Below are 17,677 nucleotides of genomic sequence, written 5' to 3'. Positions count from 1 at the left end.
CGAAGCTGAGCATCAGCGTGAGGGCTATCCTTAAAGGATGAATGACGCAGCGAACAATTCGACATCAGAACGAGTGTTAATTGCCGCGTTTGAGGGTTGGAGCGATGCCGGCGCAGCGACTACTACTGTGCTGCAGCATTTGGCCACCCTCACCAACGCCGAACTTCTGCACGCGATTGGCGCAGATGGCTTCGTCGATTTTCAGGTGCATCGGCCAAAGGTGAGTTTCAATGAGCACGGAAAACGGGTGCTCGAATGGCCAGAAACCAGACTGTACGGCACCGTGCATCGGCCCGGCAGCGAAAACGATACGCCGAAAGACACCGTGCGCCGCATCAACGGCACACCGGTAACCGACATCTTCATGCTCGCCGGCGTCGAACCAGCACGTGACTGGAATGCCTTCGCTGACGAAGTCGTCGATCTCGTCGATATTTGGCAAATCGACACCGTTATATTGATCGGTTCCCTGTTCTCTGACTCACCACATTCGCGGCCAATTGTCACCAATATCAGCAGCGAAGACGCAGAATTGCGAGCTCGAGTTGGCGCCGATCGCAGTGACTACGAAGGGCCAGCCGGAATCACCACCGTGCTTGATATGGCCCTTACCGAAGCGGGTGTGCCCTCAATGACGCTATGGGCGCAAGTACCTCATTACGTGCACAGCTCGCCCTCACCCAAAGCCACCCTCGCGATTCTCGACAAGCTCGAAGAGGTACTCGATGTGGTGATCCCCCGCGGCAATTTGCTAGCAGAAGCCACCGAGTGGGAGGCGAATATCGACCGCGTCGCGGCGAGTGACGAAGACATGTCGAACTACATCCGCACCCTCGAAGCCGCTAGAGACGCCGCCACTGCACCGGAGACCACAGGCGAGGCAATCGCCCACGAGTTCGAGAAGTATTTGAACATCGAGCCCGAGGACGGCGAAGCAGATCCTGAAGATCCACCTGTGCCGAACTCGGGACGGTAGAACTAAGCCTCGAGTGGGCAGGGATCCTCAACGCTGTTGCCTGAGACAGAGACTGGCTGCAGGCGAACACCGAGCAAGGCATACACCGCGTCAGCGATGAGACCCGGGTTGTCGACCCCACGATCGAGCGCGGCATCAAGTGTTGCCAGCATGACCGGAGTGTCGAGATCGTTTGCGAGCGCCTGGCGCAATTGAGCAAGCACATCGTGAGAATCAAGCGGATCAGCCGACTCACGCACCAGTCCTTCGCGCCAAGCACTGAGGCGACGATGCGCGGTTTGAAGATCCTCGTCGAACCACTCCCACTCGGAACGGTAGTGGTGCGACATAATGCCCAGGCGAATAGCTGAGGGATCAGCGCCGGCCTCAAGCAAGCGCGAAATCAGCACTAAGTTGCCGCGAGACTTCGACATCTTGTGGCCCTGGTAAGAGATCAGGCCGACGTGGCAATACGCGTGCGCAAGCGGCGTACCCGAGAGCGCGGTCGCGTGAGCCGCCGTGAACTCGTGGTGCGGAAACACCAGGTCTCCCCCGCCGCCTTGCACAGTAAACGCGTTACCGAGCGCCCCGGCAGCAATCACCGAGCATTCGATATGCCAACCCGGGCGGCCTTCACCAACACTCGACGGCCAGCTCGGCTCGCCCTCCCGCGCCGCACGCCACAGCAGTGGGTCGAGTGGGTCGCGTTTGCCTTCACGACGAGGATCGCCCCCGCGTTCAGCACTCAACTGCATCATCAGGGCACGGTCGTAGGGCGCAACATCGCCAAGCCGCCACTCTGTGATCTTTTCAGCTTTGCGCACATCGAAGTAGAGGTCGCTGCCTTCGGCGTCGTCGGTTGGCACCTCGTAGGCGAGGCCGAGCTCACGCAGCTTTGAGACTGCGTCGGCAATCTCGTCGATGCGTTCAGTGACAGCAACGTAGTGCTCGGGCGGGATCATGCCGAGGCGATGCATGTCGCTGCGGAACAGCGAAATCTGATCGTCTGCGAGATGTTTCCAGTCGACACCGGTAGCCGCGGCACGCTCAAGCAGCGGATCATCAATATCGGTGATGTTCTGGGCATACACGGTTTCGATACCGGCATCGCGCCAAGCACGCTGCATGAGGTCGAACGCCAGGTAGGTGGCTGCGTGTCCGAGGTGGGTCGCATCGTATGGCGTAATACCGCACACGTAGAGGGTGGCTTGTTCGTTCGCGATTGGTGGGTGCTCTAGTCGCCCATTCGCGGTGTTAAAGAGCCGAGGCGGTCGCCCGATGCCGGGCAGCTTAGGCAGGTCAGGTGCTGTCCAGGTTCTCACTGTGCACTCCCGACGGCCGCAGCTGCAGCAGGTGCGCCGTTTGCGTCAAGCACACCGGTGGCCAGCAGCACAAGAATGAGCACGCCAAGCGCCACTCGGTAAATCACGAACGGCATGAAACTGCCGCGTGAGATGTACTTCATGAATACACCGATCACCACGAGGGCAATAACGAAGGCAACCACGGTTGCGATGAGTGTTGGCCCCATTGGGGTGCTTCCCGGATCACCGATCGCTTTCACAAGCTTGTAGCCGCCCGAGCCAAATACTGCGGGGATCGCCAGCAAGAACGAATACCGAGCAGCTTGCTCGCGGGTGTAACCCATCAAGCGGCCCGCGGTAATGGTGCCGCCGGAACGCGAGACACCTGGGATTAGCGCCATAGCCTGCGCGATGCCGTAAACCAGCGCGTGCTTCCAGCCCATCTGCTTGAGCGTCAGGTCTTGCTTGCCAACGCGGTCGGCCCAGCCAAGTAGCAAACCGAAGACGATGAGCGCGGTCGCGACGAACCAGAGCGAACGCAGGGTGTGGTCGATGGCATCTTCGAATAACAATCCGCCAATCACAATCGGCACACTGCCGAGAATGATCCACCAGCCGAGTAGCGCATCTGGGTCGCGACGCGGCACAGCACCGCTCAACGAGCGGAACCAGCGCCCAATGATCCTGGTGATGTCTCGCCAGAAGAATACGACGACGGCTGCCTCGGTGCCGAGCTGGGTAATTGCAGTGAATGCCGCTCCGGCATCACCAATGCCCATCAGTTCACTCGCGATACGCAAATGCGCGCTCGACGAGACCGGAAGGAACTCGGTGAGTCCCTGGATGATGCCCAGCAGAATGGCTTCAAAGATGCCCATATGCGTTGTTTCCTCCGTCTGCCGGCCCCACTTCGGAAGGCCAGCTCGCTAGTCGGTCAGCACGCTAGAAGCGCGCGGACCAGAGACAAGACTAACGCGGCTTGACGAATTTTTAGTATCGGCGTAGCAAGTCGACGAGCACTTCATGACCAAAATCAAGGGCCGCAAGCGGAACACGCTCATCGACTCCATGAAACATTCCGGGAAAGTCGAGATCTGCTGGCAGACGCAGCGGCACAAAGCCGTAACCGGTAATACCGAGACGACTCAGCGCCTTGTTGTCAGTGCCTCCGGAAAGCAGGTATGGAAGCACCTTTGCCTCTGGATCGTGCGCTCGCAGGCTCGCGATCATAGCTTCGACGGCTTCACCAGCGAATGGCACTTCAAGGCCAATATCGCTGTGTACCGTCTCAATTTCGATATCTGCGCCGACAATCTCCTGCACCTTCGCAAGGATGCCTGGCTGATCGGCGGGCAATGAACGCACATCCACGAGCGCCTCGGCTGTATCGGGGATCACGTTGTGCTTGTATCCGGCTTTCAGCACCGTCGGGTTGCTCGTGTTTCGCAGGCTTGCCTGAATGAAGCCGCCAGCGGTGCCGGTGCGCAGAATCAGCTCTTCCGCATTCACTGTTTCTGGATCTTCGCCATAAATCTTCGCAATCTCAGAAATCAGTTCGCGTGTCGTGTCGCAGAGCGCGACTGGCCACTCGTGCCGACCTAGCGCTGCGATGGCCTCAGCAAGCCGCGTAACCGCGTTGTCTGACCAAACTCGTGAGCCGTGTGCGGCAGTGCCGCGCGCGCGAAGCCTGATCCAGTCGAGCGCTTTCTCACCTGTTTGAATCAGGTAGGCACGGGTGCCGTTCAGCTCGACAGAGTATCCACCGACCTCGCTAATCGCAGTCGCCGCTCCTTCAAAAAGCTCCGGGTGGTGCTCAACCAGATAGTGCGCACCGTACACTCCGCCGTTTTCTTCATCAGCGAAGAAAGCAAGGATGAGGTCTCGGCGGGGCTGATCCCCCGCGCGAAGTAGCTCTGCGACGGAGGTGAGCATCATTGCGCACATGTCTTTCATGTCGACGGCGCCGCGCCCCCAGAGCATTCCGTCTTTGATCTCGCCCGCGAAGGGGTCGACACTCCAGTTCGCTGGATCAGCGGGCACCACATCAAGGTGCCCGTGCAGCACAAGCGCTGGCAGCGTTGGATCGCTTCCCGCTACTCGTGCCACCACACTGGCGCGACCCGGCGCGGATTCAATCGTGACCGGGTTCAGGCCAAGGGCGGTGAGGTAGTCGGTAACATAACGAGCCGCCTCGGCCTCGGGGTTCGCGTCGCCCTCGCCGCGATTTGAAGTGTCGAAACGAATCAGATCTCGCGCGACCCTGGCTGTCTCAGAGAGTTGTGCAGTCATAACTCCACAGTATCGAGCGCCTGAGCAACTCTTTCAAGTGTTACGTCAGCCTTCAGCCTGATCTGTCTCACTGTTCTGGCTTGAGTGCTCGACGTTATGGTCGTGCTCACCAGCGTCTTCGACAGTCAAGTGTGTGGCTGGTCCGAGATGGGACGCGCCGCCTTCATCAACCCAACCGTTACCCGGAGTGTGTGCCGGATCCGATTCGTGGTCTTCGAAAGAATTATTTTTATGATTGTTCATCTTGGCTTCTTCCCTGCAAAATCAACGGTTTCGCGGGTATTTACCCTGGCTTTAGGCTACGCCTGAGAGCTCAAAAAGGCGAGGGTCCGGCGTGTCGCGGCTTGGCCGATTCGTCTTGCACCTCGGATCCGTGATACTTTATTTCTTGTTCGCCGGGAAGGTCCGGCAGACAGTTCGCGCGGGTGGCGGAATGGCAGACGCGCTAGCTTGAGGTGCTAGTGCCCGTATTAGGGCGTGGGGGTTCAAGTCCCCCTCCGCGCACGCGAACTGCAAAAGGCAGGATCATTTAGATCCTGCCTTTTGTGTTTTCTGCTTTGTATTGTTTCATCCTGCCTAGAGTTTGCTCGAAGCACAGAAAAAGCCGCAGGCCTACCCCTGAGGGCAAACCTGCGGCTGTGATCGTCTTTGCCGTCAGGCAGTCAGTTCGCTCTGTGTGAGGGCATTCAGGCGCGACATACAGCGTAGGTACTTCTTGCGGTATCCACCGTCAAGCATTCCGCCGCCGAAAATCGAGGTGAGCGTAAGGCCTGTGGCGCGGATCGGGATCTGTGCATCATAAACACGGTCAATAAAGGCCACAAACCGCAGTGCAGCAGATTGATCGGTGAGTTCGAAAACATCACGCAGACCAATTACTCGCACACCATTCAGCATGCCAATGTAGCTCGACGGATGCACCGTCGCGAGGTGCTTCACCAGATCGCCGAAGGAATCATCGGTCATTCGCTCCCCCGATGAGACAACGTCTGCCAGAGTGAAGCGGTAAGCATCATCGCTCAGCGTGACGGCGTCGCCCGCAAGGTCACGCTGTCGGTAGTCAACACCGTCGATACGAATCGTAACGAAGCGATCAGCCATCGCCTGAATCTCACGCATAAAGTCAGACGCCGCGAAGCGCCCCTCTCCCAGTGCATTCGGTGGGGTATTCGAAGTCGCGACGATGCGCGAGCCCGTGGCGGTAAGGTCACCGATAAGCCTGGTCATCAGCATCGTGTCGCCCGGATCATCCAGCTCAAACTCGTCAATGCAAATCAGTCGAGCACCTTGCAGCACACCGAGAGCCCCCGCGTAACCGAGCGCACCAACAAGTGCCGTGTACTCGATAAAGGTGCCAAAATACTTGCGCCCAGGGGTCGCATGCCAGGTGGCTGCAAGCAAGTGAGTCTTGCCGACACCAAACCCACCGTCGAGGTAGACGCCTGGCTTCGTAATTGCACCAGGCTTTGGTTCTGTTGCCACCTTTTTGCGACCGAATCCCAGAAAGCCGCCTCCGCGTGAGATTGGAGCTTCAGGTTGAGCGAACGCCTGCAACGTATCTCTCGCCTCGCTCTGAGACGGGTAGTTCTCGTCGGGTCGATACGACTCAAACGAGGCACCATCAAATTGACGGGGCGGAACCAGGGTCGCCACCAGCTCGGTACCCGAAATAACGGGGTGGCGGTCGACCAAATGGGCAGCAGTGTGCTCAGCGCTATTTGACATCGAGTGCAATACTACAGCGGTACAGATGCCGCTTCGGTCAGCTCTACTGATCTTGCAGACAGTGTGCGTGCCGAATGCACAAACTCGTCACATTCTTCGCCTCATCGCGGCCCTCTAGTGCGACTCGTCAGTTGCGAGCTCGGCCAGAAAGTTTGCCGTCTCACGTTTCCACCCTGCAGTGTCGGCGTTCCACAACTTCACGTGCTCGCCTCGCGAGGGGTGCAATCTCACGAGCCCAGAACGTAACTGCGCAACCTTCAGCGATCCCTGCCACGGCACAAAGCTGTCGCCAGCGCTCGCATGAATAAGAGTTGGCACCCTAATCAGTGATGCCAGGCGCCTGGCGGTAAGCGCAGTAACATCGGTGCCTCGCACGCCAGCGATTGCGCCTCGCACCCAGCCCGCGCGAAGCATCAGCACGCCAAGCTCGGCGATCCAAGCCGGAAGATACGCAAGTTTCGCCTGGTGCCGCAACAGCTCCGGCCAATCAAGAGCCGGGGAATCGAGCACCATCGCATCGACCAAGTCACGATTTCTACCGAGACCTGCCGCTATTACCGCTGCCGTGCCGCCCATTGACCAGCCCACCACTGTCACCCGTTCAGCGCCTTGAGTGCGAGTCCAGCCGATAGCCGCATCAACGTCTTCCTGCTCTGACAACCCCAGGCCGTAGCGACCGCCCAGACCCACCGGGGCTCCACTATCGTTGCGATATGCGATGACCAGGCTCGTAATCCCCGCTTCAGCGAAGGATTCGACGCCGCGCAACGCTTCGTGCGGCAGCGCCCCTCGGCCGTGCACATGCACTGCCCACCTTCCAGGTATCGAGTTCTTCGGCTCGATCAACCAGCCCCAGCTCACTCCGTTTGGCATCGGTACCGCAACAAGACGTGTCGGGTAGCCCAGCTGTTCCGGATCGGTGTACCACCATCCCGTAATCCTGCCCCTCGCACCCACCCGAAGGTCGCCGCGTTCAACACTGAGAACATCTCGAACTACACGCGCTTTTCGTCCGGTTCCGGCCCGCTCAAGCACTGGCCCAAGCCTGGCGTGGCCGGCAAGGTCTTGTGTCTGGCGATCCACCGCGTCAAAGATAAAGGAGTAACTGCCCTCTAGATCAGTGTCTGGCCCTGTGAGCCAAACCCGCATACCGCTTGGAGACTCTGCAGAGGCTTGTAGCGAAAGCACTTCGACATCATCCTCTGGGTGCTCGGCCGGAGTGAGCACCCGAGTCGCGAATTGCCAGGCCAGCGCGGCAGCTCCGCCCGCAGCGATGCCGAGGCCCAGGCCCCAAAGTGCACGATCGGGTGACTGGGTTCTGCGCCTGGACCGCATGTATGCCTCACTTCTCGGTGGAGGGCATTCGCACGATGCACGGCGTGGCAACGTTCGAACTGCCTACACAAACTCTAGTGTCACGAGTGTGAATGCAGCTGTGGATAGCGATGACGCGGAATTCGAGTACGCCGTCGAGCAGCTGCGTGCCGCGGCATTCCGTAGCGAACTGCAGGTTCGCGAGATTCCCGCACCCGAACGCATCGCCCCGCGTTCGATCGCTTTTGCGGCAGGCGTGATTCAGGGCAGCACCCACCCTTCAGAAGAGGGGGACTCGCCCTATGGCGCTGGCCGCCTTATCTTGATGCATGATCCAGCGTCGATTGAAGAGTGGGGTGCACCGTTTCGGATCGTATGCTTCGCTCAGGCACCGCTTGAAATGGAAATCGGCATTGACCCCTTTATTGCCGACGTAGCTTGGTCGTGGTTGGTCGATGCGCTCGAATCGCGAGAAGCCGCCTATGGTTACGCTTCTGGCACCGCCACCAAAACACTTTCAACAGGATTCGGTACCCTCGAAGAGCAGGGCGACGCGGCGCAGATTGAAATCCGCGCCTCTTGGACTCCGCTTGATAGCGAGTTCGCCGCCCATGCCGAAGCCTGGGGAGAGTTGCTCTGCCTGCTGGCGGGACTCCCCCATCATGAAGGCGTCGCCTCGCTTGGTTCGCGAAGAGCGCGTCGCAACGGACACGGTGCATAACGAGTGGTAGACCAAAACGAACTTGAGGCCAGTTGGTCTCTTGTGACGACTGCTGACGATCTCAAACGAGCGGCCGATTCGCTCGCTGGCGGTACAGATCAGGTAGGTGTCGATGCTGAGCGGGCCTCGGGTTTCCGCTACGGTTCCGACGCGTATTTGGTGCAAATGTATCGGCGAGGATCGGGCACCTTCCTCTTTGATCCAACACTGATTGATGATTTCTCAGTGTTGCGGGATGCAGTCGCTGGCGAAGAGTGGATTTTTCATGCGGCAAGTCAAGACTTGCCCTGCCTCGATGCAATCGGACTCATGCCAGAAACTCTTTTTGACACCGAGCTAGCCTCAAGGTTGCTCGGTTTCGAGCGGGTCGGGCTCGGCAGTGTTGTTGAGCAGCTTCTGGGCATTCATCTCAATAAGGCTCACTCTGCGGCCGACTGGTCAACCCGGCCATTACCAAAAGACTGGCTTGAGTACGCTGCACTAGATGTAGCTCTGCTGCCTGACCTTCGCGACGCGATTGCTGCTGAGCTTGACGCACAGGGCAAAAGCGATATTGCGGCGCAAGAGTTTGAGTCGGTGCGCACCAAGCAACCAAAACCGGCCGCCGAGGAGCCTTGGCGGAAGCTTGCCGGCGGCAACCGCCTGCGCACCCCACGCGAGCTCGCGCTTGCCCGGGAACTCTGGCTCGCGCGTGATGCTCTCGCCCGCGAGAAAGATGTTGCACCGGGTCGCCTGGTGCCTGACGCGTCACTTATTGTTGCGGCGTCAATGAACCCGCGCTCGCCGGGAGAGCTCGCCTCAAATAAGGATTTCCGTGGCCGCGCCAGCCGAAGCGAACTCAACCGCTGGTGGAAGGCCATCTTGAAAGGCAAAACAGCTGAGTTGCCGAGCCAGCGGCGCAAGCCGCGCGACGCAGAGTCGATGCCGCATCATCGTAATTGGCCGCAACGCTACCCCGAGGCGGCGAGCCGCCTGGCTGCTGCCCGAGAGGCGATTGCGGCAGAGGCTGAGCGCCAGCATATGCCCGTCGAGAATCTGCTCACTCCCGATATTATGCGCCGTCTCATTTGGGAGGCGCCGTCACCCGCGACGCCAGAGGTGATTGAGAAACGACTCAGCGAACTCGGCGCACGACCTTGGCAGTGTGTATTAACTGCACCTATTCTCGCTGCCGTTTTTGTAGATCTCGCATAAAGCAATGGGTGGGGCACGCAACTCTCTCAGGTGATGTTGCACGTTGCACATCCACCTTTATGAGCATTCTTCCTAGGATGGTTAAGTAACCACTCACACTCGAAAGGCATGGTGGCCGTAATGAGAGAAGTTGTCTTTGTAGATGGGGTTCGTACCCCGTTTGGACGCGCAGGTGAAAAGGGCATGTACTGGGGAACCCGTGCCGACGACCTCGCGGTAAAGGCACTGCAAGGGCTGCTCGAGCGAAACCCCGCTCTCCCCCTCGACCGAGTCGATGATGTGGGTATCGCAGCCACCACCCAGCAGGGCGATCAAGGCCTCACCCTCGGTCGATCGGTCGCAATTCTTGCGGGTCTGCCGCTGAGCGTTCCAGGCTACGCGCTGGATCGAATGTGCGCAGGCGCAATGACCACCGCAGCGATGATGGGCGGCGCTATTGGTGCCGGTCAATACGACATCGCTATCGCGGGCGGAGTCGAGCACATGGGCCGTCACCCACTCGGAATCGGCGCAGATCCAAACCCACGTTTCGTGGCAGAAAAGATGGTGAGCGCCGAAGCCCTCAACATGGGTCTCACCGCTGAGCGCTTGCACGACCGTTTCCCTGAATTGACGAAAGAACGTGCCGATCGTTTCGGCATGCTGAGCCAGCACAAGGCACAGGCTGCATACGATCGCGGCGATTTCCAGCCAGATCTGATTCCAGTCGCCACCCGCAATGCTGATGGCTGGGGTCTCGCAACTGAAGATGAGGGTCGCCGCCCACAGACCACTATGGAGGGTCTGGCGGCGCTCAAGACGCCGTTCCGCCCGCACGGTCGTGTGACCGCTGGCACCGCTTCACCGCTTACCGACGGTGCAACCATGTCACTTTTGGCAGGCGGCGATACCGCACGCGAACTTGGCCTCCAGGCGAAGATGCGCATGATTGGTTTCGCATTCGCGGGCGTCGAGCCCGAGGTCATGGGTCTTGGTCCGGTACCGTCGACTGAAAAGGCGCTCAAGCGTGCCGGTCTGTCGATCGAAGATATCGGTCTGTTTGAACTGAACGAAGCGTTTGCCGTTCAGGTGCTCTCGTTTATGGACGCCTTCGGGATCGCCGATGACGATGCGCGCGTCAACCCCTGGGGTGGCGCTATCGCACTCGGTCATCCGCTTGCAGCTTCGGGCGTACGCCTGATGATTCAGTTGGCACGCCAGTTCGAACAGCGCCCAGACGTGCGCTACGGCCTGACCGCAATGTGCGTTGGCCTCGGCCAGGGCGGCACCATGATTTGGGAAAACCCGCACTTCGACGGCAAGAAGGGAAAGTAACAGCATGACTGACTACAGCAAGATCGATTTTTCTCCTCTGCTCGCTGCCGCTGAGGGTGAGGTAGTTACCCACTCCTACGTGCGCGATATTGCGCTGCCTTCGGGTGGCACTATGGCACTGATCACGCTCGATAACGGCGAGGATCACACCCGCCCGAACACTCTCGGTCCGCTGACGCTGAACGAGCTGAGCGGCGTGCTGGACGAGCAAAAAGCTCGCGCAGCCGCTGGCGAGATCAAGGCAGTAGGCATCACTGGCAAGCCATTCATTTTCGCTGCCGGCGCCGACCTTTCAAAGGTCTCCTCACTTGCCAACCGCGAGAACGCTCTGCGTATGGTGCAGTTTGGCCACTACGTGCTCGGCAAGCTCAACAAGCTTGGCGTGCCGTCGTTCTCGTTTGTAAACGGTCTCGCACTCGGCGGCGCAATGGAAATTGCGCTCAACAGTGATTACCGCACACTTGATTCAAACGCAGCTGCGCTCGCGTTCCCTGAGGTATTCCTCGGGATCATTCCTGGTTGGGGAGGCGCGACACTCGTACCAAACCTGATCGGCATTGAAAACGCGATCGAGATTGTGGTCTCAAACCCGCTCAAGAACAACCGCATGCTGAAGCCGAAGCAGGCTTTGGAGCTTGGCCTCTTTGACGCAATGTTTGATTCGGTTGCCTTCCTTGAGCACTCTGTCCGTTGGGCGGACAAAGTGCTCACCGGGGAGATCAAGGTTGAGCGTCCGAACGTGCCTGGCAAGATGGAACGTCTTACCAAGTGGCCCATCGCGATTAAGATCGCTCGCGACACCCTCAAGGCGAAGATCGGCACCGCCGCGAAGTCGCCTTACGCAGCGCTTGAGCTGCTGAGCGCCGCGAAAGACGGTGACATTGAGCGCGGATTTGAGCGCGAGGATGAGATCATGACCGATCTCATTTCGGGCGACCAGTTCCACGCTTCGATCTATGCCTTCGACTTGGTACAGAAGCGAGCAAAGCGCCCAGCCGGCGCACCAGACAAGAGCCACGCACAAAAAGTGAACAAGGTCGGCATCATCGGTGCAGGCTTGATGGCAAGCCAGTTTGCGTTGCTCTTCGCACGTAAGCTGCGGGTGCCTGTGCTGATCACTGATATCGACCAGGCACGCGTAGACAAGGGCATTGCCTATATTTACGGCGAGATCGACAAGATGCTCGAAAAGGGTCGCCTCGGTACCGATGATGCGAATCAGATTCGTGCGCTCGTCAGTGGCACCACCAACAAGGCAGACTTCGCCGATTGTGACTGGGTGATCGAAGCCGTCTTTGAAGAGCTCGGCGTAAAGCAGCAGGTCTTCTCAGAGGTTGAACCATTCCTCAGCGAAACCGCAGTGATTGCAACCAACACCTCGTCACTCTCTGTTGAAGAGATCGGCGCAAAGCTCGCTCACCCAGAGCGACTGGTTGGATTCCACTTCTTCAACCCAGTGGCCGTTATGCCGCTGATCGAGGTTGTGAAGGTGCCAAGCACCAACGACGCGACGCTCGCAACCGCAATGGACGTTGCGAAGCGTCTGGGTAAGAACGCGGTTATTACTGCGGATCGCCCGGGCTTCGTGGTGAACCGTCTGCTCGCGAAGGTATTCGGTGAGGCAGCACGCGCGCTTGACACCGGCACTCCTGTTGCCACGGTCGAGCGCGCATACGCACCAATCGGCCTACCAATGGGTCCGTTCGAGCTGATCGACCTGGTTGGCTGGAAGGTTGCCGCACACGTGCAGGACACGATGGTCAACGCTTTCCCAGACCGCTTCTACGCTTCAGAGAATCTGCACAAGGCCGCAGAACTTGAAAAGGTAGTCGAGAAGAACAAGGCCGGCAAGGTCGAAGATCTCTCGAAGGAAGCCAAAAAGGCCCTCACCCTTGGCAAGACCGCGACCGACGAAGCCGAGATTCTTCGCCGCGTCGAAGAGGGTCTCGCCTCAGAAATCAAGTTGATGCTTGATGAGGGTGTTGTCGCTGCAGCTGAGGACATCGACCTTTGCATGATTCTTGGTGCGGGTTGGCCATTCCAGTGCGGTGGCGCGACTCCTTACCTTGATCGAGTCGGCGCAAGCGAACGCGCATTCGGTGCGAAATTCCATAACCCAGCAATCGCTGGACCTGCGAACTAAGCGCTAACCTAGATTGGGTGTTCTCGTCTCACGACGGGAACACCCAATTTTTTATTGAAAGCCGATTCTTGCAGCACTCAAAGCATTCCCAGCCAAAGAACGACGCCACTGAAGTTTTGACCTCAGATATCTACGACCGAAATTCTGTGATCGGGCTTTTTGATCGAATGTCTCGCAGCTACGAGCGCATGAACATCATTCTGTCTTTTGGTTTCTCAACGCTCTGGCGCAGGCAAGCAGCCCAAATGCTGCACTCGAACAAAACGGCGCCCGATGTGCTTGACGCCATGAGCGGTATGGGCGAAACCTGGGCCGAGATCTATCGACGATTTCCGAAAGCAAAAGTCAGCTCACTAGATTTCTCGCCTGCTATGGTCGCGCACTCGAAAACACGCAACGAGAAACGTTTCGCTTCTCAGGTCACGGTGCACTGCGATGACATGCTTGAGAGTCGGCTACCGGATGCTTCGTTCGACGCCCTCTTGAGCGCATACGGCCTCAAAACTTTTAATGAGGAGCAGTCCGCAGTCCTCGCCACAGAAGTTGCCCGGTTGCTCCGACCGGGCGCATCTTTCGCTTTCATCGAGGTTACTGAGCCACCGAACCCAGTGCTGCGGGCGCTTTACCTCTTCTATTTGCGCACTGTTGTGCCTGCGGTTGGTTTACTCTGTATCACTGACCCAACCGAGTACCGCATGTTGCATCGCTATCTGCATAACTATGGTGACGGCTCGTATTCTGTCGCGGCCTTTGAAGCGAACCCGCTACTTGAGACTCACAGCAAGTCTCACTTTTTCGGCTGTGCGCGGAGCGTGTACGGCACACGAGTTACAGCTGAGTAGGTCCTTTTCGCGTTGCGTTCTTGCGTCCTGGTGTCCTGGGGACTATTAGCCCGTGGCCTTACCTTCGATCCAGTAGAACTGGGTGAAGTATTGTCCTCGCTCTAGGCGAAGGTGTTCGCGCAACACACCACGCACATTCTTTACGAGGGTCTTTTCGCCTGCTCCCCACACGTAGAGGCCAGCCTGTTCAGGTACGGCAGCTCGCATCGCGCTCGCGAGCGCCTCACCTCGAGCTCCATCGCGATTCACCCAGAGCCAGGTGCCACGTTCTCGCTGCACCATTGGCAAATATTCACGGTCTGCATGATCTTCTTCGATGAATACGTGCGTTTGCACGTTCTCTGGCACGGACTCTAGCCAACTGTTGATAGCAGGCAGTGCGGTTGCGTCACCGGCGAGCACCAGGGTGTGAGTTCCCTCTGGAATGTCAATCTTTGCCGGAGTCAGCGCTACCTCGACCCGGTCGTTTGGGGCCACCATCTTGGCCCAGTCCCCCGCGGGTCCTGCGACATCGTGCAGCACGAAATCGAGACTAAATCTCTTACGTTTGTGGTCTACTGATACGAAGGTGTAACCTCGCTGCACCAGGAATCCTGCACCCTTGGAGGGATTTGGCACCCACAGTCGCAGCCAAAGCGTCGGAAATGTTTCAAGCCCATCGAGCAGGGTGTCGGCAGCGAACGTTACCCTGCGATACCAGGGAGTGAAGTCTTCAACTTCAAGTACTCGAGTCTCATGATTCTCGATCCGCATCAGACGCATGATTCCGCGCTGCCAATTTGCTGCCATGACTGGGCTACCTCCGTTACCGCTGTGCACACACAGCGCAATAGCGGCCAATAGCGGTCATAGAAATTGCACGGAGCACAGCAGTACAAGCCTAGTAACTTCATGAGACTAAGGCAAGGCTAACCTAAGTTATATTTCTCATAATCCACGTACAGCTAGAGCCCTCGGCTAAGGCAGCGCTGGATCACCTGGCCCCCAACGCTCAAGCCACCGCGAAACTTGGCGATCCAACGAGCCAGCCACTCTGTTGCCACTCAACACGCAACCGACAACCCTTGGGCTCAGAAGCGCAAACACAAAGGCGGGGTTTCTCGCCCATCTCGATAATCTCGATGAGCGGGAAACCCCGCCTGAGTAGCTAGGTGACTTAGACCAGCGAACGCAGTACGTACTGCAGGATGCCACCGTTGCGGTAGTAGTCTGCCTCACCCGGGGTGTCGATGCGAACGACAGCGTCGAATGCAACTACCGAGCCGTCAGCCTTGGTCGCAGTGACCGCCACCGTCTTCGGGGTGACACCCTCGTTAAGCTGGGTAACGCCAGCAATATCGAAGGTTTCTGTACCGTCGAGGCCGAGGCTGTCAGCGCTCTGTCCAAGCGGGAACTGCAGTGGCAGCACACCCATACCGATCAGGTTCGAGCGGTGGATACGCTCGAAGCTCTCGGTGATCACTGCTTTCACACCCAGAAGGCTAGTGCCCTTTGCAGCCCAGTCACGTGACGAGCCCGAGCCGTACTCCTTGCCACCGAGCACCACAAGTGGCACGCCAGCAGCCTGGTAGTTCTGCGAAGCATCGTAGATGTACGACTGCGGAGCACCCTCAAGGGTGAAGTCGCGAGTGAAGCCACCCTCGACGTTGTCAAGCAGCTGATTGCGCAGACGGATGTTCGCGAAAGTACCGCGAATCATGACCTCGTGGTTACCACGACGTGAGCCATAAGTATTGAAGTCCTTCGGCTCAATACCGTTTGCAACGAGGTACTGACCCGCTGGGGTCTCCGCCTTGAAGCTACCCGCTGGGCTGATGTGGTCAGTAGTGACCGAATCACCGAGCTTCGCGAGCACGCGCGCACCCGAGATATCGGTCACAGGTGATGGCGTGAGCGGCATGCCATCGAAGTAAGGCGCCTTGCGCACGTAGGTCGACTTCTCGTCCCACGCGAAAGTGTTGCCATCAGGAGTTGGCAGCGAGGTCCAGTGCTCGTCGCCGTCGAACACGGTGGCGTACTTTGCCTTGAACATATCGCTGTCAATCGAAGCATCAGCAATCTGCTGCACCTCGACTGGATCTGGCCAGATGTCGCGCAAGAAGACATCGTTGCCATCGGTGTCGGTGCCAAGTGCCTCGTTGTCAAAATCGAAATCCATGGTGCCTGCGAGCGAGTACGCAATGACCAGTGGCGGGCTTGCCAGGTAGTTCATCTTGATGTCGGGGTTGATACGACCCTCAAAGTTACGGTTGCCCGAGAGCACAGCAGTAACTGCGAGATCGTTATCGTTGACTGCCTGCGAGATTTCCTCGTTCAGTGGACCCGAGTTACCAATGCAGGTGACGCAACCGTAGCCGACGGTGTAGAAGCCGAGCGCCTCGAGGTCGCGGTTCAGTCCCGACTTTTCGTAGTAGTCAGTCACAACCTTCGAGCCCGGAGCAAGCGTAGTCTTCACCCACGGCTTGGCTTTGAGACCCTTAGCGGCCGCATTGCGAGCAAGCACGCCCGCAGCAAGCATCACAGAGGGATTCGAAGTGTTGGTGCACGAGGTGATCGACGCGAGGGTAACAGCGCCGTGATCGAGCACGAACTCCTGACCCTTCTGATCCTTCACCTTGGCCGGGTTCGAAGCCTGAGCGTAATTCTTCAGGTCGGTCTCGAACTGCGACTTCGAGCTGGTGAGCTCGATCCGGTCCTGTGGTCGCTTCGGGCCCGCAATCGACGCGACAACAGTCGAGAGGTCGAGCTCAAGGTACTCGCTGAACTCTGGCTCAACCGCTGGATCGTGCCACATGCCCTGGGCCTGGTTGTAAGCCTTGATGAGCTCAAGCTGCTCTTCACTGCGGCCGGTCAGGCGCAGGTAGTCAAGCGTCACATCGTCTACCGGGAACATTGCAGCGGTCGAACCGAACTCTGGGCTCATGTTGCCGATGGTTGCACGGTTTGCGAGCGGAACCGATCCAACGCCCTCACCGTAGAACTCAACAAACTTGCCAACCACGCCGTGCTGACGCAGCATCTGAGTGATGGTGAGTACCACGTCAGTTGCAGTAACGCCAGCAGGGATCTGGCCCGAGAGCTTGAATCCAACAACGCGTGGGATCAGCATCGAGATCGGCTGACCGAGCATTGCTGCTTCAGCTTCAATACCGCCAACACCCCAACCGAGCACGCCGAGGCCGTTCTCCATGGTCGTGTGCGAGTCGGTGCCAACACAGGTATCTGGGTAGGCGAAGACCTGGCCGTCGATATCGCGGGTGAAAGTTACGCGCGCCAAGTACTCAATGTTGACCTGGTGCACGATACCGGTCCCTGGAGGAACAACCTTGAACTCGTCGAACGCGCCCTGGCCCCAACGCAGGAACTGGTAGCGCTCACCGTTACGCTGGTACTCAATTTCAACGTTGCGCGCTGCTGCTGAAGCAACACCGTAGACGTCAGAAATCACCGAGTGGTCAATAACCATCTCGGCAGGAGCCAGTGGGTTGATCTTGTCCGGGGTGCCGCCGAGGTCGACAACAGCCTCACGCATGGTTGCGAGGTCGACGACACATGGCACACCGGTGAAGTCCTGCATGATCACGCGGGCGGGCGTGAACTGAATCTCGGTGTCGGGCTGGGCGTTTGCATCCCAGCCACCGAGGGCCTCGATGTGTGCCTTGGTAACATTTGCGCCGTCTTCGGTACGCAAAAGGTTTTCGAGCAACACCTTCAGGCTGTAAGGGAGTCGCTTGGCGCCCTCAACCTTGTTGATGTCGAACACTTGGTATGACTTGCCGCCCACTTCAAGGGCTGTCATAGCGCCGAAACTATTGAGAGATGCCATCACCACTCCATCCGAAATTTATCTCGATATCAAGATAATTCTACACCGGA

14 protein-coding genes and 1 tRNA gene are annotated in these 17,677 nt (G+C 58.4%); 7 read left to right on the top strand and 8 right to left on the bottom strand.

Annotated features, from left to right (window positions below):
• Window positions 1-37 precede the first annotated feature (37 nt).
• Entirely contained in the window at window positions 38-976 is a 939-nt protein-coding gene (locus tag QBL02_RS12320) for a PAC2 family protein (protein ID WP_282726723.1), read from the top strand.
• 2 nt (window positions 977-978) lie between these two features.
• Here the strand turns inward: QBL02_RS12320 and mshC are convergent, their stop codons facing one another.
• The 4 genes from mshC to QBL02_RS12300 all read right to left on the bottom strand — a co-directional run bounded on the left by mshC (window position 979) and on the right by QBL02_RS12300 (window position 4,791).
• The gene (gene mshC / locus QBL02_RS12315) at window positions 979-2,277 is read right to left on the bottom strand and encodes a cysteine--1-D-myo-inosityl 2-amino-2-deoxy-alpha-D-glucopyranoside ligase (protein WP_282726722.1); all 1,299 of its coding nucleotides are present in this window, start codon (window positions 2,275-2,277) and stop codon (window positions 979-981) included.
• Complete coding sequence (locus QBL02_RS12310; protein WP_282726721.1) at window positions 2,274-3,137, bottom strand: undecaprenyl-diphosphate phosphatase; 864 nt, start codon at window positions 3,135-3,137, stop codon at window positions 2,274-2,276. The genes mshC and QBL02_RS12310 overlap by 4 nt, the downstream gene beginning before the upstream one ends.
• Before the next feature lie 112 nt (window positions 3,138-3,249).
• Window positions 3,250-4,548, bottom strand: a complete 1,299-nt coding sequence (locus QBL02_RS12305) for a M20/M25/M40 family metallo-hydrolase (RefSeq protein WP_282726720.1) — start codon at window positions 4,546-4,548, stop codon at window positions 3,250-3,252.
• A gap of 45 nt (window positions 4,549-4,593) precedes the next feature.
• The gene (locus QBL02_RS12300) at window positions 4,594-4,791 is read right to left on the bottom strand and encodes a hypothetical protein (protein WP_282726719.1); all 198 of its coding nucleotides are present in this window, start codon (window positions 4,789-4,791) and stop codon (window positions 4,594-4,596) included.
• A 176-nt stretch (window positions 4,792-4,967) separates the two neighbouring features.
• On the opposite strand from QBL02_RS12300, the gene QBL02_RS12295 reads away from it, so the two are divergent.
• Window positions 4,968-5,052, top strand: a tRNA-Leu gene (locus QBL02_RS12295).
• Window positions 5,053-5,202: 150 nt separating this feature from the next.
• Here the strand turns inward: QBL02_RS12295 and zapE are convergent.
• Complete coding sequence (zapE, locus tag QBL02_RS12290; RefSeq protein WP_282726718.1) at window positions 5,203-6,273, bottom strand: cell division protein ZapE; 1,071 nt, start codon at window positions 6,271-6,273, stop codon at window positions 5,203-5,205.
• A 114-nt stretch (window positions 6,274-6,387) separates the two neighbouring features.
• Window positions 6,388-7,608, bottom strand: a complete 1,221-nt coding sequence (locus QBL02_RS12285; RefSeq protein ID WP_282726717.1) for an alpha/beta fold hydrolase — start codon at window positions 7,606-7,608, stop codon at window positions 6,388-6,390.
• 88 nt (window positions 7,609-7,696) lie between these two features.
• Between QBL02_RS12285 and QBL02_RS12280 the strand changes: the two genes are divergently transcribed.
• From QBL02_RS12280 to QBL02_RS12260, 5 genes are all read left to right on the top strand, one after another.
• On the top strand, window positions 7,697-8,308 hold the full coding sequence (locus tag QBL02_RS12280) for a DUF3000 domain-containing protein (protein ID WP_282726716.1): 612 nt from the start codon (window positions 7,697-7,699) through the stop codon (window positions 8,306-8,308).
• 3 nt (window positions 8,309-8,311) lie between these two features.
• The gene (locus QBL02_RS12275) at window positions 8,312-9,502 is read left to right on the top strand and encodes an HRDC domain-containing protein (protein ID WP_282726715.1); all 1,191 of its coding nucleotides are present in this window, start codon (window positions 8,312-8,314) and stop codon (window positions 9,500-9,502) included.
• A gap of 111 nt (window positions 9,503-9,613) precedes the next feature.
• The gene (locus tag QBL02_RS12270; RefSeq protein ID WP_282726933.1) at window positions 9,614-10,816 is read left to right on the top strand and encodes a thiolase family protein; all 1,203 of its coding nucleotides are present in this window, start codon (window positions 9,614-9,616) and stop codon (window positions 10,814-10,816) included.
• A 4-nt stretch (window positions 10,817-10,820) separates the two neighbouring features.
• Window positions 10,821-12,959, top strand: coding sequence for a 3-hydroxyacyl-CoA dehydrogenase NAD-binding domain-containing protein (locus tag QBL02_RS12265; RefSeq protein ID WP_282726714.1), 2,139 nt, complete (start codon window positions 10,821-10,823; stop codon window positions 12,957-12,959).
• A gap of 116 nt (window positions 12,960-13,075) precedes the next feature.
• Window positions 13,076-13,801, top strand: a complete 726-nt coding sequence (locus tag QBL02_RS12260; protein ID WP_282726713.1) for a class I SAM-dependent methyltransferase — start codon at window positions 13,076-13,078, stop codon at window positions 13,799-13,801.
• A 45-nt stretch (window positions 13,802-13,846) separates the two neighbouring features.
• Here QBL02_RS12260 and QBL02_RS12255 read toward each other — a convergent pair whose 3' ends face one another.
• Together QBL02_RS12255 and acnA are read right to left on the bottom strand one after the other, a co-directional pair.
• Entirely contained in the window at window positions 13,847-14,590 is a 744-nt protein-coding gene (locus QBL02_RS12255) for a siderophore-interacting protein (protein ID WP_282726712.1), read from the bottom strand.
• A gap of 367 nt (window positions 14,591-14,957) precedes the next feature.
• Window positions 14,958-17,630: an aconitate hydratase AcnA gene (gene acnA / locus QBL02_RS12250; protein WP_282726711.1), complete on the bottom strand. Its 2,673-nt coding sequence runs from the start codon at window positions 17,628-17,630 to the stop codon at window positions 14,958-14,960.
• Window positions 17,631-17,677 lie beyond the last annotated feature (47 nt).

Origin of the sequence: Leucobacter sp. UT-8R-CII-1-4, assembly GCF_030010235.1 — a bacterium.
Lineage (GTDB): Bacteria > Actinomycetota > Actinomycetes > Actinomycetales > Microbacteriaceae > Leucobacter.
The sequence above is the reverse complement of the archived record's forward strand: the minus strand, read 5'-3'. Positions and strand labels throughout refer to the sequence as shown.

Bases quoted from the DNA above. Each gene is read 5' to 3' on its own strand.
- QBL02_RS12320 (WP_282726723.1), top strand. From the start codon at position 38: ATGAATGACGCAGCGAACAATTCGACATCAGAACGAGTGTTAATTGCC.
- QBL02_RS12310 (WP_282726721.1), bottom strand. From the start codon at position 3,137: ATGGGCATCTTTGAAGCCATTCTGCTGGGCATCATCCAGGGACTCACC.
- QBL02_RS12305 (WP_282726720.1), bottom strand. From the start codon at position 4,548: ATGACTGCACAACTCTCTGAGACAGCCAGGGTCGCGCGAGATCTGATT.
- QBL02_RS12300 (WP_282726719.1), bottom strand. From the start codon at position 4,791: ATGAACAATCATAAAAATAATTCTTTCGAAGACCACGAATCGGATCCG.
- zapE (WP_282726718.1), bottom strand. From the start codon at position 6,273: ATGTCAAATAGCGCTGAGCACACTGCTGCCCATTTGGTCGACCGCCAC.
- QBL02_RS12285 (WP_282726717.1), bottom strand. From the start codon at position 7,608: ATGCGGTCCAGGCGCAGAACCCAGTCACCCGATCGTGCACTTTGGGGC.
- QBL02_RS12265 (WP_282726714.1), top strand. From the start codon at position 10,821: ATGACTGACTACAGCAAGATCGATTTTTCTCCTCTGCTCGCTGCCGCT.
- QBL02_RS12255 (WP_282726712.1), bottom strand. From the start codon at position 14,590: ATGGCAGCAAATTGGCAGCGCGGAATCATGCGTCTGATGCGGATCGAG.